The organism is Butyrivibrio sp., assembly GCF_015056685.1.
Lineage (GTDB): Bacteria > Bacillota > Clostridia > Lachnospirales > Lachnospiraceae > Butyrivibrio.
In genome coordinates, this window is record NZ_SVFW01000050.1 from 12,097 (window position 1) to 27,531 (window position 15,435).

The following is a 15,435-nucleotide window of genomic DNA, read 5'->3' on the forward strand; positions in this document are numbered from 1 at the left end:
TTTTCTTATCTCCTTGCTTTTTTGCTGTAATCCGGTCTTGCATTTCTAAGCTCATCATACAAAACCTTATAGTTCTCATATCTTACTTTTGAAATTTTGCCTTCTTCAAGGGCTTTTTTCACACCGCAATCAGGCTCTGCTATATGAGAACAGCCTCCAAATCTGCACTGGGGCTCATACTCTTCAAACTCCGGATAGTACTCCATCAGATTTTCCTTGGTCACATCGCGAAGCTCAAGTGATGTAAATCCCGGAGTATCTATGACAAATGTATCAAATCCGTCACCATCAGATAGCTCTTTTACGTAAAAGAGCTCTGAATGCCTGGTAGTATTCTTTCCTCTTTCAATCTTTTTACTTAGCTCTCCTGTCTGCATATCAGCATCCGGAACCAGCTTATTCAAAAGAGACGACTTGCCAACGCCGCTTGGACCGGCAAGAGTAGTTGTCTTTCCCTTTAAAAGAGCCTTAAGCTCATCTAGCCCTTTTTCCTCTTTTACACTTATGAAAAGAACCTTATATCCACATTTTTCATAGGCTTTTGTGAGTTCTTCCTGTTCCTCTTTTGTGGCTATATCCTGCTTATTAAAGCAAATGATGACAGGAAGGTTCTGCCCCCTCATCATGATAAGGAATCTGTCCAAAAGATTAAAGCTCGGATTAGGCTTAACTATAGCAAACAAAATAACCGCCTGATCCACATTGGCAACAGGCGGTCTAAGTAGCTGACTCTTTCTTGGAAGAATTTCGGTTATATTGCCTAACCTCTTTTCCTCATCAATGATGTCGATATTGGCATCATCACCAACAAGGGGTTTTATATTGTCTTTGCGAAAGATGCCTTTTGCCTTACACTCATAGATTTTTTCTTCAACAGTCTCTATGTAGTAAAAGCCGGCAATCCCCTTTAAAATCTTTCCTCGCATCTAATGATCAACTCTCCTGGGTGAATGTAACAGCTCTTGTAACTGTATATTCTACACTTTCTCCGCCGGTAGTCTCACCAGTCTCAGCATTGGTAGTTGTCGGAGTAGTTGCAGTATAAACAAAAGTAATAGTTCCGGTAGGTGATGTGATACCCTTATAAGTTCCCTGAACTGGGAAATCTGATGTTGTTGTACTAAGAAGTGTTGTTCCATCAGATGTTACAAGTGTAACCTTGACCGGAATACCATAGGTGTAATTCTCACCTTCAGTTGGTGCTGAAATATCAGCGTTATAACTGTATGTAACACTTGCAGGTCCTATTGAAAGTTCCATATTGATAACTGTTCCCGCAGAAACAGAGGTACCAAAAGCTATGCTCTGTGCACAGATAAGACCTGTAAGATTTGAATCTTCATTGTTGGTTTCTACAATTGTGCCTTCCTGAAGTCCTGCCTCAACAAGAGTAATAACAGCCTCTTCAGAAGTCATTCCGATAATATTTGGAACAGTAACTTGTCCATCAGCCTTAGCAACAGAAACTTCAGTTGCTGCGCTTGCACTGTAGTTGGCTCCACTACTAACATAAACAGTGATCTTGGAACCTGATTTTGCGCGTTCTCCTGCTGCCGGACTTGTTGAAACTACAGTATCCTTGGCAGCTGTATTGGCTGTATCCTCAGCCTTTTCTACGTTAAAGCCCTTCTCATCAAGAATTGACTTAGCTTCAGCATAGGTCTTGCCATTTACATCAGGTATCAAAATACCATCAGCCGTTTCTGACTCTGATGTGGCAGATGAAGCAGCACTTGAAGCCTCTGATGCGCTCTCGCTGGCGCTTTCTGAGCCAAAAACTCCAATACTTCTTCCTACAAGCACTATAACTATAAATCCGATAAGAATAGCAGAAATAATTGCCATGACAACTGTCATCTTTTCTATTCTGCTGCTATCCTGGCTTCCGCCATTTGATGATGAGCGTTTTCTTCTCTCTTCGTAGTAGTAATCATCATCAAAATCATCGTAATCTCTACGGGATTTCTTTTTATCCCTGTCGTAATCATCATAATCCTTGTTGTCATACTCTCTGACAACATCACGGTTAAGGCGCATCTGCTCTGTATCAGATAATCTGTCCTCGCCCTTAACTGCCTTGCTCTCTTCTGATGTAGCAACTCTTGTTGCACCCTCTTCATCAGGATCAACAAGTGACACGAAATCCTTGTCCGGAGTGATAAGGGACTTTTTAAGGTCTGTAATAAGCTCTGCTGCGCTCTGATATCTTCTGTCAGGGCTCTTCTGGCAACACTTAAGTACGATCTTCTCAACGCTGATAGGGATATCATCGTTGTAATCAGAGGGGCTTGGAAGTTCCTCCTGAATATGCTTGATCGCTATAGCTACTGTAGTGTCTCCATTAAACGGAACCCTTCCTGTGAGCATTTCAAAAAGTGTGATACCAAGTGAATAGATATCACTCTTGGCATCGCTGTATCCGCCCCTTGCCTGCTCAGGTGAAGTATAGTGCACAGATCCCATAACGTTGGAAGTGATAGTGTTGCTGGTTGCAGCCTTGGCAATACCAAAGTCCGTAACCTTAACCTTACCATCCTTGGAGATCATAATATTCTGAGGCTTAATATCTCTGTGAATAATATTGTTGTTATGAGCTGCCTCAAGTCCCATAGCTACCTGAATAGCTATGCTGACTGCTTCCTTAACAGAAAGACGTGCCTTTTTCTCAATATATTTTTTGAGAGTAATGCCATCAACAAGCTCCATAACAATGTAGTTGATGCCATCCTCATCTCCAACATCATACACATTAACAATATTTGGATGCATAAGTCCGGCAGTAGACTGCGCCTCTACACGGAACTTGGATACAAAGTTCTCATTCTCGGAAAATTCCTGTTTGAGAATCTTAACTGCAACCAAACGATTCAATTTATGATCTTTTGCTTTATAAACATCGGACATTCCGCCGGTACCTATTTTTTCAAGTACCTCATATCGGTCGCCGATAATCATTCCTATCTTAATCATTAAGTCCTCCGTCGCGTGTCAGTTCTTCAGCAAAGGGTTCAATCAGGATAACGGCTATATTATCCTTACCTCCATTGTTATTAGCTGCCACAACAAGTTTCTGGGCCTTCTCTATAATATCTCTCTGACCACTTACAATCATTCGTATTTCTTCATCTTCAAGCATATTCGTAAGTCCGTCAGAGCACATGAGCACAATATCACCACGGTTTAATTCAACGTTAAAAAAGTCGATGTCTACTGTTTCAGTGGCACCGATAGCCCTGGTTATTATATTTTTATCAAGATGGGTTCTGGCTGTTTCTCTGTCAATGCCTCCCATCCTGACCATTTCCTCCACAAGCGAATGGTCTCTGGTAATCTGGGTGATTTTGTCATTGATGACGTAGAGCCTTGAATCTCCAACATTCGCTACCTGAAGATATCTGCCAAGGACGGTACACGCCACAACTGTCGTTCCCATACCAAATAAGCTGGGATTTTCTGCTGCCTTTTCCCTCAATTTGTGATTAGCAGTCTTGATAGCATTCTCAAGAATCTTAACAGGGCTCTGTTCAAAAGACTTTTCTATCTCTTCAACCATTGTGTCCACTGTGAACCTTGATGCGTAATCACCGGCATTATGTCCGCCCATACCATCAGCAACAATAAACACATTAGAAAGATTTCCTATTTTCCTGTCAGAAGAAAATACATAATCCTGATTAAGTTTTCGCTTCTTTCCAATATCCGTAACGGAAAAAGTTTTTAGCAAATCCTGCCTCCCAAGCAATTACTTTTTTCATCAAACAAAATAAGCAGGTACTTAATTTGTCTCCTCCAAATGGCGCCTACGAAGTTGTCCACAGGCTCCATTAATATCCCTGCCCATTTCTCTTCTAATAGTAACATTTATTCGGCTTTTTTCAAGTTTATTTTTAAAAGCAAGCGCTCCTGTCCTGTCTGTAGGCTGATAACTTCTCTCCTTTATAGGGTTTACGGGAATAAGATTCACCACGCAATTAAATCCCGATAAAAGCTCCGACAGTTCTTTTGCATCTGCATCCGTGTCATTGACACCACTTACAAGGGAGTACTCAAAAGTAAGCTGCCTTCCTGTTTTCTCAAAGTAAGTCCTGCAGGCAGAAAGAACTTCATCAAGACTATATTTATTGGCAATAGGCATCAGCTCTTTTCTCTTGTCATTGTTGGATGCATGGAGAGAAAGGGCCAGATTTATGGACAGGTTCCTATCTGCAAGCTTAAGGATGTTTGGCACGATTCCGCAGGTGGAAACCGTAAGATTTCTCTGGCCAAGGTTAAGTCCATCTTCATTGGTCAAAAGATCTATGAACCTTAAGAGATTGTCATAGTTATCCAAAGGTTCGCCACTTCCCATAACAACCACGCGGGAAATCTTCTGACCTGTATATCTTGAGATCGAATAGATCTGATCCAGCATCTCTGAGGGTAAAAGATTCCTTACAACGCCATCAAGTGTTGATGCGCAGAACCTGCAGCCCATCCTGCAGCCTACCTGAGATGAGATACATACGCTTACGCCAAACTTATACTTCATGTATACGCTCTCAATGATGTTTCCATCAGAGAGCCCGAACAAAAACTTCTTGGTCTCATCTACTTTTGACTCGAGGACTTCCACTACCTTAAGTGAAGTGTACTCAAAGTTTTCACGGCATTTTTCTTTCAGGGACTTTGAGATATTGGACATATCATCATAGCTGGCAGCATGTTTTTTGTGCATCCAGTCATAGAGCTGACCAGCCCTGAACTTAGGCTCGCCCATCTCCTTTACGCATTCTGTCAGTTCAGGAAGCGTAAGGGATTTGATATCTGTTTTTCCATTTGGTGCTTTTATTAAATCTTTATTCACTATACTTACCTTATTTCTTCAATCACTTTTCCTGCGAAGTCTTGCAATAAAGAATCCGTCAGTGCCATACTCTCCGGGGAGCAGCTGAATATATCCTTTTTTTGCTGACTTCATGATATCTGAGTCTTTTTCAGGCTTAAAGATATCTGAAACAACCTCTGAGATATCCACCATTTCGAAAGGAAATTCGCGACAAATTTTCTCAACTACTTTCTGATTTTCAGCTCTGTTGACAGTACAGGTGGAGTAGATCATTGTACCGCCCTTTTTCACATAATCCCAGGAAGCCTTTACGATTTCCCACTGCAAAGCTTCAATCTCGCTCAGAGCTTTCTGAGAAGTATTAAGCTTTATATCGCTCTTTCTTCCGATGATACCAAGACCTGAGCAGGGAACATCAAGATACAGAACATCTGCCATATCACCAAGGTTTCCATCATGGATCCTGGCATCTGAAACTTTTACTTCGATGTTATCAAGACCAAGTCTCTCAGCATTTTCAAGTATCAGCTCACACTTTCTGTCTGACACATCTCTTGAAAGAACGCGGCCACTTTTCCCCACTTTTTCTGCAGCGTGGGTGGTTTTTCCACCGGGAGCTGCGCATACATCCACAACTGTTTGCCCCTCAGTTACTCCTGCAATCTCTGCAACAAGCATGGAGCTTACATCCTGAACTGCAAACCTGCCCTCATCAAAGCCAGGTAAAAACTTGATGTTATCAGTTTTTTCCAGTTCTATAGCATAGGAAAGGAGGTTATTGTCCTTAACCTGTGCCCCTGTCTTTTTAATCTCTTCTACCAGTTCATCCTTGATCTTCTTTTGAGCCTCTTTGTCTTTTGCCTCATACATGTTGATTCTAAGGACAGTTGGTCTTGTCTCTAAAAAGAACTGAAGAATCTTTTCAGTTTTCTCAAAACCGTATTCTTGAACCCACATTTTGCAGAGCCACTGCGGCATTGAATAAAAAACTGACAAATACTCTATGCTCGAAGAGCCATCCTTATCAGGATACTTTATGTTGTCTTTGTTCCTTGCTATGTTCCTGAGGACACCGTTTACAAAGCCCTTAAGTCCATCAAACTTATGCTTGGAAGCAAGCTTTACAGCCTCGTTGCAGGCAGCGCTGTCAGGGACCTGATCCATAAACATTATCTGATAGGTTCCCATCCTGATGATATTTCTGATAAGGGGCTGCATCTTTAAAACTTTTGTCTTGGAAAACTGATCAATAACGTAATCTACCTGTATCTGTCTCTCAAGGCATCCGTCTACAACTCTTTTGATAAAGGCCTTATCCCTTGTCTCAAGATAGTCGTACTTTTCCAGCGCATCCTTTAAAAGGGATGGCTTTTTTTTGCCATCCCTGTCATATTCCATTAGTATACTTAAAACTATTTCTCTGATATTACTCATAACCTCTCCCTAAACGGGAACTCCCCTCATTTGATCAAAAAAGATCTGATACCGTAAAAAGCTCATCAGTCTCTTCTTCTGTTGTTCAGCATTACAAGCCTTAAAAGCTGAACAACTGCTGCCGCTGCACTTGCCACATATGTCATGGCTGCAGCAGATAACACTTTTCTTGAATCCGCTACTTCCTCGTGACCAAGGATTCCATACTCTTCAAGCATCACAAGAGCTCTGTGAGATGCATCGAACTCAACAGGAAGTGTTACAACCTGAAAAAGAACTGCCAATGAAAATACCCAGATTCCTATAGAAATAAGCGGTGAAATACTAAGGAACATTCCCAAAATGATAAGGGGAACACCTGCCTTGGAACCAATATTGGCTGCAGGAACAAGGGCTGACCTTATCTGGAGCGGAAGGTATCCATTCTGATGCTGCATTACATGGCCACATTCATGGGCAGCTACCCCTATAGCTGCTACTGAATTGGAACCATAGGTTGCATCTGACAAATTCACAACTCTGGTCCTTGGATCATAGTGATCTGTAAGGTCCCCCGGAACATGCTGAACAGTTACATCACTGACGCCATTTCGCCTTAGTATCTCCATTGCGACCTGTGCACCTGTCATACCGCTCATGCTGCGGACTCTGTTGTATTTTTTATAAACCGAATTAACTCTATAGCTGGCAACCATGCAAAGTATAGCCATGATAATGACCAATATGTACATTGGGTCCATGCCATATCCATATCCGTAACCATATCCGTAATACATTCAAATCGCCTCTTTCCTATGAATACATTAATTCTACCACATATAATGTTATCAGCCTAATTTAGTGCCCTCTTCAAGCTTGTATCCAAGAAGGAAGTCCTTTACCAGCATGCGCTTTTTTCCTTCAAGCTGAAGTTCCTTAACTTTCAGATAACCACTACCTGTCTTAACAGCAAAGCTGTCCTTATAAACTGCCACAACTTCTCCAGGCGCTGCACCAGCTCCATCTACGCCATCAAGCTCTTTTACCACTTCTGCCTTCCAGATTTTAAGCATCTTGCCATTAAGTGAAGTGAAGGCTGAAGGCCATGGATTAAGGCCTCGAACAAGGTTGAAGATAGTCTCCGCATCCTTATTAAAATCAATTCTTCCCATGTCCTTTGAAAGCTTACCGCACTTTGTAGCCTTGGCTTCATCCTGTGGAACAGGTGTAAGCTCACCTCTTTCGATCATCGGAAGCGCATCTACAATAAGCTCTCCTCCAAGAACTGAAAGCTTGTCAAAAAGGCCGCCGCCTGTCTCATCGCGATCAATTGTGATCTCTCTTTGGATCAGAATGTCACCGGTGTCCATACCTGCTGCCATCTGCATGATAGTCACGCCAGTTTTCTCCTCACCATCAAGGATTGCCTGCTGAATAGGCGCAGCTCCTCTGTATTTTGGTAAAAGCGATGCATGGATATTGACACATCCAAATTTAGGAATATCCAGTATTTCCTGTGAAAGGATCTGTCCAAAGGCTGCAACCACATATATATCAGCCTCATATTTTTTCAGCTCCGCAACGTTCTCCGGAAGCTTTATCCTTACAGGCTGAAATACAGGAATATTGTGTTCAAGAGCACAGGCCTTGACGTCAGATACCTGCAGCTCTCCGCTTCTTCCCTTTGGTTTATCCGGCTGCGTGACAACTAAAGTCACTTCGTGCCCTGCCTCGATTATTTTTTCAAGCGCCGTCCTGGCAAAGTCCGGAGTGCCCATAAATATTATCTTCATATCAAATCTCCTATTAAAAGCAAATAGTTTTAAGTAGCATAAAAAAACCTAAAACGGTAAATATTAGTTTACCATTTCAGGCTTCTTTTGTACATCGACAAGGTGCTTAAGCAAATCACTCTGCAGTGATATCTGCGCCAAAGTATTTCTTTGAAATCTCAGCAAGCTTCCCCTCTGCGCGAAGATCAACAATTGCCTGGTTGATAGCTTCTCTGAGAGAATCATTATCACTTCCCTTTGCAAGAGGAACTGCATACTTTGTAACTTCTGGATCAACAGCTGCAACCTTAAGCTCTGTAGTTCCTGTTGTATTGAAGTAGTCCTGAGCTGAAGTGTTGGCATTTATTGTAGCATCAACTGTACCATTAAGTACAAGAGTCATTGTCTCGCCCAAAGTATCAACATTGGATACTGCTGCTCCATACTCGATTCCCATAGCCTCGTAGGTTGAGCCTGCAGAATTGGCTGTTGTGTGTCCCTTAAGATCATCAAAAGACGCGATATCTGTATTGGATGCAAGAGTAACAACTACGGCGTGGTCATAGGCGTAGGCCTCAGTAAAATCAAAGGTCTCGGAACGCTCATCAGTAACATCAACACCGTTAGCCATCATATCAAATGTACCTGTTGAAACACCTGTAAGACCGCCGTCGAAAGCAACTTCCTTAAACTCAGGTGTAACACCGAGCTTCTCAGCGATAGCTGCTGCCACTTCTACGTCAAATCCAACGAGCTCATCTGTATCAGGGTCATGGTATGTAAATGGTGCCCACACACCTTCAGTAGCTATTGTGATCTTGCCGGCCTCTTTGATACGAGCCAGGTGGTCATCACTTTTTTTAGCGCCGCATCCGGCCAAAAGAGATGTTGCAAGAATTGTTGTCAGTGCCAGTGATAGAATCCTTTTCATAAATATCCTCCTTTGTAAGTACAAACATTGTATATAAAAACCTACCTAAAATTATCACAGCAGGTAATCATATTTCTTATAGATTAGTGCTCAGTTAGTCTTAAAAATTCTCTTGTTCTTACTTCTTTTGGATTGTCAAAGAAGTCTGCTGAGCTGCCCTCTTCAACCACATTTCCATCTGCCATGAATACAACATGGGATGATACTTCTTTTGCAAAGCCCATTTCATGGGTGACAACTATCATAGTCATACCCTCATCTGCAAGTTCTCTCATAACCTCAAGAACTTCTGATGTAAGCTGTGGATCAAGAGCTGATGTAGGCTCATCGAAATAAATAATGCTTGGGTCAGTGGCAAGTGCCCTTGCTATTGCAACTCTCTGCTGCTGTCCGCCTGAAAGCTGACTGGGATAATAATCAGTATAGCCGTCCATTCCGACCTTTTTTAATACTTCAAGTGCCTTCTCGTCAGCCTCATTTTTAGGAATCTTTCTCGCAGATGTAAGGCCCAAAGTCACATTTTCCAATACGTTCTTATTGGCAAAAAGATTGTAGCCCTGAAAAACAAATCCCGTCTTTTTCCTGATGGCAGCTATATCACTTTTGGAAATCCCGGAAAGATCATAGTCTTTCCCATCAAAAGAAAGCTTTCCTCCGTCAGGCTTTTCAAGGAAATTTATGCAGCGAAGAAGGGTTGTCTTACCAGATCCTGATGGTCCCAGAATTGAAACCACATCGCCTTTATTTACTTTTAAATCTATGCCTTTCAAAACCTCGGTTTTGTCAAAAGACTTTTTTAGATTTTTTACCTCTAGTAATGCCATACTTATTTGCGAACTCCGTAATTTCCAAGTCTTCTCTCACCTTTCTTCTGAACAAAGGTAAGAACTGTACAAAAGAGCAGATATATAGCTGCAACTTCTATGTACAAAGGAAAATAATTGTAGGACTGTCCTGCAATCTGCTTGGTCCTTGTAAACATCTCGACCACAGTTATGCTTGATGCCAGTGATGTATCTTTTACCATGCTGATAAGCGCATTGAAAAGAGATGGAAAAGCTGTTCTGAAGGCCTGCGGCAATATGATATGCCACATGATCTGCATATAGCTCATTCCAACGCAGTAACCTGCCTCAAGCTGTCCGGCGGGAACTGCCTCCATGGCTGCTCTCATAGTCTCAGCACTGTAAGCACCTTCACATATCGAAAAAACTATGACCGCTACCAAAAAAGGATTGGCATTTATACCAAATAGTGGAAGTCCGTAAAATGCCACCATAAGCTGTACCAAAAGCGGTGTTCCTCTGATGATCCAGATATAAAATCTGCAGATCTGTCTGACTACCGGAACCCCTGCATATTGAACCATTGCCACAAATACAGCAATGACAGTTGAAAGCACGAAAGCTATTAGTGCAAGAGGTACCGAAACCTTAAGTCCATATACTAATATCTTGGGAAAAGAGCTGATCAAAAGCTCCAATGTCTGCGCATTAAACATGTATTATTATTCTTTGTCCTCTGAATCCTGCTCCTGCATGAGTTCCTCGTTGTCTACAAGTTCACCCTCAACCTTCTCCACATACATGTGTCCGTCAAGGTGATCGAGCTCATGGCAGATAGCTCTTGCAAGGAGTTCCTCTCCTTCAATAACAAATTCTTTCATATCAAGGTCAAATGCTTTTGCCTTAACATAGTTAGGTCTTGTAACAACGCCGGACTTACCAGGAATAGAAAGACATCCTTCATATCCTGTCTGCTCGCCTGAAGTCTCAAGGATTTCTGGATTAATCATAACTATAGGATCATCAGCTTCAGGTGAAACATCAATAACTACTATTCTCTTTAAAATTCCAACCTGAGGCGCTGCAAGGCCAACTCCGTTTGCATCATACATAGTCTCAAGCATATCCTCTACAAGTTCTCTGATCCTTGGTGTTACTTCCTTAACTTCTTTGCAGCGACGCTCAAGTACTTCATCGCCATATTCTCTAATAGTTCTAAGTGCCATATTGGCCTCCTTTATTTATTGTTCAAAAAACATTAGATTTTATACAATTCATTATATGATATCAATTTAAGCAGAAATGTCAATATCCCATTAGAATCCATTGACAGGATCAAAATCAAACTGGGTAGTGATATTCTTTAGATATCCCCTGTCTTCAAGCATTCTTATATACTTTTCGACCATATCTTTTAACTTCACCAAAATGTCCATATCATCTGCCTTGACATAGATAGCCATTCGGTATATGTCGTTTATCTTTCCTATGGCTGCTGATGCAGGGCCTATATAGACAACATTAGGAATCTTTTTTTGTTCCATGACTGCCCTCAGCTTCGTGGCAAAGGCAATCCCTTCTGCCTCATTTTTACACTGGATCTGAACAGACATCATATGTGAAACCGGTGGATACCTTAAAAGATCTCTGTAAGCAATCTCTTCCTCGTAAAAGCCCTTGTAATCCTGATCTGCTGCCGCAAGAATGCTGTAGTGGTCAGGCTGATAGCTCTGAATCACCACGTTTCCTCTTTTCTCTCCTCTGCCGGCTCTTCCCGCAGCCTGGGTAAGCAGCTGGAAAGTTCTCTCACTTGCCCTGTAGTCACTGGCATAAAGTGACATATCCGCCGCAAGGATTCCCACCAGAGTAACGTCGGGGAAATCATGTCCCTTTACTATCATCTGAGTTCCTACAAGTACATTGGCTTCCTTGTTGGCAAAAGCTCCAAGTATCTTTTCATAGCTTCCCTTTGTCCTCGTGGTATCAGCATCCATCCTAAGGACCTTAGCATCCGGAAAATACTTTTTTACCTCATCTTCAATCTGCTGCGTTCCTGCTCTGAAAGATGAGACGTATTTTGAGCCGCATTCAGGGCATATCTTGGGCCGTGCCTGCTCATATCCGCAGTAGTGGCATACAAGTCTTCCGCCCCGATGCTCTGACAAAGAAACATCGCAGTGCGGGCACTTAAATACATGGCCGCAGCCCCTGCAGGAGATAAATCCCGCAAGTCCTCTTCTGTTGATAAACAGCATGACCTGCTCATCTTTTTGGAATCTGTCCTCCATAAGTTCAAAGAGCCTTCTGGAAAAAATGGACCGATTTCCGGCCCGAAGCTCTTCCCTTAAATCCGCAATCTCAACGGTAGGAAGCGTTCCGCCTGTAAGTCTCTTATTAAGCTCAAAGAGCTTTATCTGCCCGGTCTTTGCCTTGTAATAGGCCTCAAGTGAAGGCGTAGCTGAGCCAAGCACAACTGCCGCCCCGTCAGGAAGAAGGTGTGACAGTTCTATTGCCACTTCCCTTGCGTGGTATTTGGGCATAGTCTCGCTCTTGTAAGTGGCCTCATGTTCCTCATCGATTATAATAATTCCTGTGTTTGGAAATGGTGTGAAAAGAGCTGACCTTGGGCCGATGATAATATCAATATCCCCATTTCTGGCTCTTTCCATCTGGTCGAACTTTTCTCCCGGTGAAAGCGTGGAATTCATTACTGAAACTCTGTCTCCAAAATGCCTGTAAAAACGCATCAGAGTCTGATAAGTAAGGGCAATTTCAGGAATCAGAACAATCGCCTGCTTCCCTCTTTTTATCACATCATCAATAAGAGCAATGTACACCTCTGTCTTACCACTTCCTGTTATTCCGTGGATGAGATAAGTATCTCTTTTGCCCTCGTCATAATCTCTTTTAACAGTATCTACGATATGCTGCTGCTCATCGCTCAAAGTCTTTTTACCATACCTGGCACCATCAGCAGCTATAGGTTTTCTGTAATACTCTTCACTTTCTATGGCAATGATTCCTTTGTCACTAAGGCTCTTTATGGCCTGTGAAGACACATTAAGCTTGCCTGTGATAAATTCATAGGGAATCCTGTCGTCGGGATTATCTATAAGTTCCTTCAAAAGACGCTCTCTAGCCTTTTGCTTTTTCCTTACGCACTCGTTGTAGAGGTCTCTTGCCTCCCTTTCAGGAAGTCTTAAAGAAATATATTTGTGTATCTGTCTTGCCTGCTTTTTAGAAGCAGGAAGCACAGTCTTAAGCGCAGCTATCATGGTAGAGCCGTACTGTCTTTTCATCCAGGCAGCAAGCCTTATTGAAATATCCTCTGCGGAAATAAGGTTCCTTTCCACATCAATTATCTCTTTAATCTTGTCAGGGTCCCAATTGGGTTCCTCTGTAAGTTCAACAATATACCCGGTTCGTACATTATCTCCCCTTCCGAAAGGAACCTTCACAGGCATTCCAATATCACACACCTCAATGAGCCTGTCCGGTATCCTATACTGAAACGTCCTATCAACTTTTTCATGTGAAATATCTATAATAACGTTAGCGTACATAAATCTAACCTTTGCTTCTCCTCTAGTCCAACTTATAAAGATTATTTTATCATAACGTAAAAGCTCACATGACAATCATTAATAAAAAAATGTGTATCCACTTTTGTAAAAATCAGATACACATTTTTTAAAGTTATTTTATATGCTTCTCATTACTTACGTTCTTCAAGGATTTCCTGAATGAGTTCACGTTCATCCATGTGGTATTTCACACCTTTGATCTCCTGATAGTCCTCATGGCCCTTACCTGCAAGAACTATGATATCGCCCTGCTCGCCGTGATCAATGGCATAAGCAATAGCCTCTTTTCTGTCAATGATCTTGATGTATTTACCATCTGTCTTTTTCATACCTGTCTCAATATCGTTCATGATATCTTCAGGCTCTTCAAATCTTGGGTTATCTGATGTAATGATAGTGAAGTCTGCATATTTGCCGCTCACTTCGCCCATCTCAAATCTGCGGAGCTTACTTCTGTTTCCACCGCATCCAAAGAGGCAGATAAGTCTGTTTGGATGATAATCTCTAAGTGTAGTAAGAAGACTCTTAAGTGCCATAGCGTTGTGGGCATAGTCGATCATAAGTGTAAAGTCATCAGAAACCTTTACCATCTCGATCCTTCCCTTTACCTTGGCTCCCTTAAGGGCTGGTGCAATCTCAGCTTCGCTGCAGCCAAAGTGTCTTGCAACAGCAATAGCACAAAGAGCATTTAAAACGCTGAACTTACCTGGAGTCTCAACTTCAGCATGTACCTTTATAAGTCCGTCTGTATCAAAGAACACGCCAAGCTGGCCCGGTTTGTGGATATAAGCAAGATTTATAGCTCTTATGTCATTGCCCTCACCAAATCCGTAAGTCTCAACCTCGCAGGTGTGGCCTTCCAGGATGTCGTCTGTGTGAATATCATCACCATTGCAGATACCCACCTTACACTGCTTGAACAAAAGACCTTTGCAGTGCATATAGTCATCGAAATCCTTGTGCTCATTAGGTCCGATATGATCTGGCTCAATGTTTGTAAAGATACCGATATCAAATGTGAAGCCCTGCGTTCTGTGGAGCATAAGTCCCTGAGAAGAAACCTCCATAACTACGCTGTCACAGCCAGCTTCTACCATTCTATGCATATACTCCTGAAGATTGTAGGACTCAGGTGTTGTGTTTTCTGCATGGATATGCTCATCACCAATAATTACTTCTATTGTTCCGATAAGACCAACCTTGTGTCCGGCATTCTCAAGCATGTTTCTGATAAGATATGTTGTTGTAGTCTTACCCTTTGTTCCTGTGATACCGATTGTCTTAAGTTTTCTTGCAGGATGGTCAAAATATGCAGCTGAAATAAATGCCATTGCATATCTTGTGTCCTCAACTCTGACAACTGCTATTTCTGAATTTTCAGGAAGCTCAACATCCTGACTTACAACAATTGCTGCAGCCTTTTTTTCTGCCGCTTCTTTTGCACAGGAATGTCCGTCAAAATTTGCTCCCTTGATGCAGATGAAAAGAGATCCTTCTGAAATTTTACGGTTATCGTTTACAACATCCCTTATCTCTACCGAATCGGCACTGATTTCTTCAAAAGAGTTTCCTTTTGTAATTTTGTATTCGAGATTTTCCAATAATTTACTAAGCTTCATGTAAGCCCTCCCATTTTTTATTTTTTCGTCACATTTTATTCACAATTTAGGAGTAACATATATTTAAAGATATGAGCTAAGGCTCACTATCTCCCCCTCATAAGAAACCGCAGACACACGCTTCGCGTGTGTTTTTGTGGTTAATGGGGGATTTTTTTGTATCATGTGAAATCGCTCATAACTATCTGAACTGATTCTCTCCCCTGATAGCTGTTAATATCCGGATAATATGCAATACTCACCTTCATATTGTAAGCTCTTCCATCATAAAGTTCATCCACAGCACTCTGTCCGTATTTCTCTCTTAGGAATTCATGCCACTTATCCATATCTCCAAAATACATCATATCAAAATAATTATTTGAATCATCAGATACTCTGTATTTTCCACAATTTTTGTTTTTACCAAGGATTCTTCCCGATAAAAGCTTTACATCCTTTTGGGCGAACATAGGCTTGGTATTACCTGTTCCAAAAGGTTCCAACTTACTAAATTCCTTAACAAG

At 41.8% G+C, this 15,435-nt stretch carries 13 protein-coding genes and 1 pseudogene; all 14 read right to left on the reverse strand.

Annotated elements, in window-relative coordinates:
* Window positions 1-5: 5 nt before the first annotated feature.
* Entirely contained in the window at window positions 6-926 is a 921-nt protein-coding gene (gene rsgA, locus E7303_RS14980) for a ribosome small subunit-dependent GTPase A (RefSeq protein ID WP_103869178.1), read from the reverse strand.
* A 7-nt stretch (window positions 927-933) separates the two neighbouring features.
* Window positions 934-2,970 carry a Stk1 family PASTA domain-containing Ser/Thr kinase gene (pknB, locus tag E7303_RS14985; protein WP_292146214.1) on the reverse strand — a complete coding sequence of 679 codons (2,037 nt, stop codon included), beginning with the start codon at window positions 2,968-2,970 and terminating at the stop codon, window positions 934-936.
* Window positions 2,963-3,724, reverse strand: coding sequence for a Stp1/IreP family PP2C-type Ser/Thr phosphatase (locus tag E7303_RS14990; protein ID WP_022776141.1), 762 nt, complete (start codon window positions 3,722-3,724; stop codon window positions 2,963-2,965). The genes pknB and E7303_RS14990 overlap by 8 nt, the downstream gene beginning before the upstream one ends.
* Before the next feature lie 51 nt (window positions 3,725-3,775).
* On the reverse strand, window positions 3,776-4,843 hold the full coding sequence (gene rlmN, locus E7303_RS14995) for a 23S rRNA (adenine(2503)-C(2))-methyltransferase RlmN (RefSeq protein ID WP_292146215.1): 1,068 nt from the start codon (window positions 4,841-4,843) through the stop codon (window positions 3,776-3,778).
* An 18-nt stretch (window positions 4,844-4,861) separates the two neighbouring features.
* Window positions 4,862-6,259, reverse strand: a complete 1,398-nt coding sequence (gene rsmB / locus E7303_RS15000) for a 16S rRNA (cytosine(967)-C(5))-methyltransferase RsmB (RefSeq protein WP_292146216.1) — start codon at window positions 6,257-6,259, stop codon at window positions 4,862-4,864.
* Between the two features lie 65 nt (window positions 6,260-6,324).
* Window positions 6,325-7,035, reverse strand: a complete 711-nt coding sequence (locus E7303_RS15005) for a zinc metallopeptidase (protein WP_103869175.1) — start codon at window positions 7,033-7,035, stop codon at window positions 6,325-6,327.
* 51 nt (window positions 7,036-7,086) lie between these two features.
* Window positions 7,087-8,031, reverse strand: coding sequence for a methionyl-tRNA formyltransferase (gene fmt / locus E7303_RS15010; RefSeq protein ID WP_292146218.1), 945 nt, complete (start codon window positions 8,029-8,031; stop codon window positions 7,087-7,089).
* Window positions 8,032-8,146: 115 nt separating this feature from the next.
* Window positions 8,147-8,941 carry a transporter substrate-binding domain-containing protein gene (locus E7303_RS15015; protein ID WP_292146219.1) on the reverse strand — a complete coding sequence of 265 codons (795 nt, stop codon included), beginning with the start codon at window positions 8,939-8,941 and terminating at the stop codon, window positions 8,147-8,149.
* 83 nt (window positions 8,942-9,024) lie between these two features.
* Window positions 9,025-9,765, reverse strand: coding sequence for an amino acid ABC transporter ATP-binding protein (locus tag E7303_RS15020; RefSeq protein ID WP_022776152.1), 741 nt, complete (start codon window positions 9,763-9,765; stop codon window positions 9,025-9,027).
* A gap of 2 nt (window positions 9,766-9,767) precedes the next feature.
* Window positions 9,768-10,442, reverse strand: coding sequence for an amino acid ABC transporter permease (locus E7303_RS15025; RefSeq protein WP_022776153.1), 675 nt, complete (start codon window positions 10,440-10,442; stop codon window positions 9,768-9,770).
* A gap of 6 nt (window positions 10,443-10,448) precedes the next feature.
* The gene (gene def / locus E7303_RS15030) at window positions 10,449-10,952 is read right to left on the reverse strand and encodes a peptide deformylase (protein WP_292146220.1); all 504 of its coding nucleotides are present in this window, start codon (window positions 10,950-10,952) and stop codon (window positions 10,449-10,451) included.
* Between the two features lie 90 nt (window positions 10,953-11,042).
* Window positions 11,043-13,289 carry a replication restart helicase PriA gene (priA, locus tag E7303_RS15035; protein WP_292146221.1) on the reverse strand — a complete coding sequence of 749 codons (2,247 nt, stop codon included), beginning with the start codon at window positions 13,287-13,289 and terminating at the stop codon, window positions 11,043-11,045.
* A gap of 152 nt (window positions 13,290-13,441) precedes the next feature.
* On the reverse strand, window positions 13,442-14,929 hold the full coding sequence (locus E7303_RS15040) for a UDP-N-acetylmuramoyl-L-alanyl-D-glutamate--2,6-diaminopimelate ligase (RefSeq protein ID WP_292146222.1): 1,488 nt from the start codon (window positions 14,927-14,929) through the stop codon (window positions 13,442-13,444).
* A gap of 161 nt (window positions 14,930-15,090) precedes the next feature.
* Window positions 15,091-15,435, reverse strand: a pseudogene (locus E7303_RS15045) (single-stranded-DNA-specific exonuclease RecJ); the annotation flags it as partial.

Coding starts and splice junctions, on each gene's coding strand:
- priA (WP_292146221.1), bottom strand. CDS start 13,289: ATGTACGCTAACGTTATTATAGATATTTCACATGAAAAAGTTGATAGG.
- def (WP_292146220.1), bottom strand. CDS start 10,952: ATGGCACTTAGAACTATTAGAGAATATGGCGATGAAGTACTTGAGCGT.
- E7303_RS15005 (WP_103869175.1), bottom strand. CDS start 7,035: ATGTATTACGGATATGGTTACGGATATGGATATGGCATGGACCCAATG.
- fmt (WP_292146218.1), bottom strand. CDS start 8,031: ATGAAGATAATATTTATGGGCACTCCGGACTTTGCCAGGACGGCGCTT.
- rsgA (WP_103869178.1), bottom strand. CDS start 926: ATGCGAGGAAAGATTTTAAAGGGGATTGCCGGCTTTTACTACATAGAG.
- rsmB (WP_292146216.1), bottom strand. CDS start 6,259: ATGAGTAATATCAGAGAAATAGTTTTAAGTATACTAATGGAATATGAC.
- E7303_RS15020 (WP_022776152.1), bottom strand. CDS start 9,765: ATGGCATTACTAGAGGTAAAAAATCTAAAAAAGTCTTTTGACAAAACC.
- E7303_RS15025 (WP_022776153.1), bottom strand. CDS start 10,442: ATGTTTAATGCGCAGACATTGGAGCTTTTGATCAGCTCTTTTCCCAAG.
- pknB (WP_292146214.1), bottom strand. CDS start 2,970: ATGATTAAGATAGGAATGATTATCGGCGACCGATATGAGGTACTTGAA.
- E7303_RS15040 (WP_292146222.1), bottom strand. CDS start 14,929: ATGAAGCTTAGTAAATTATTGGAAAATCTCGAATACAAAATTACAAAA.
- E7303_RS15015 (WP_292146219.1), bottom strand. CDS start 8,941: ATGAAAAGGATTCTATCACTGGCACTGACAACAATTCTTGCAACATCT.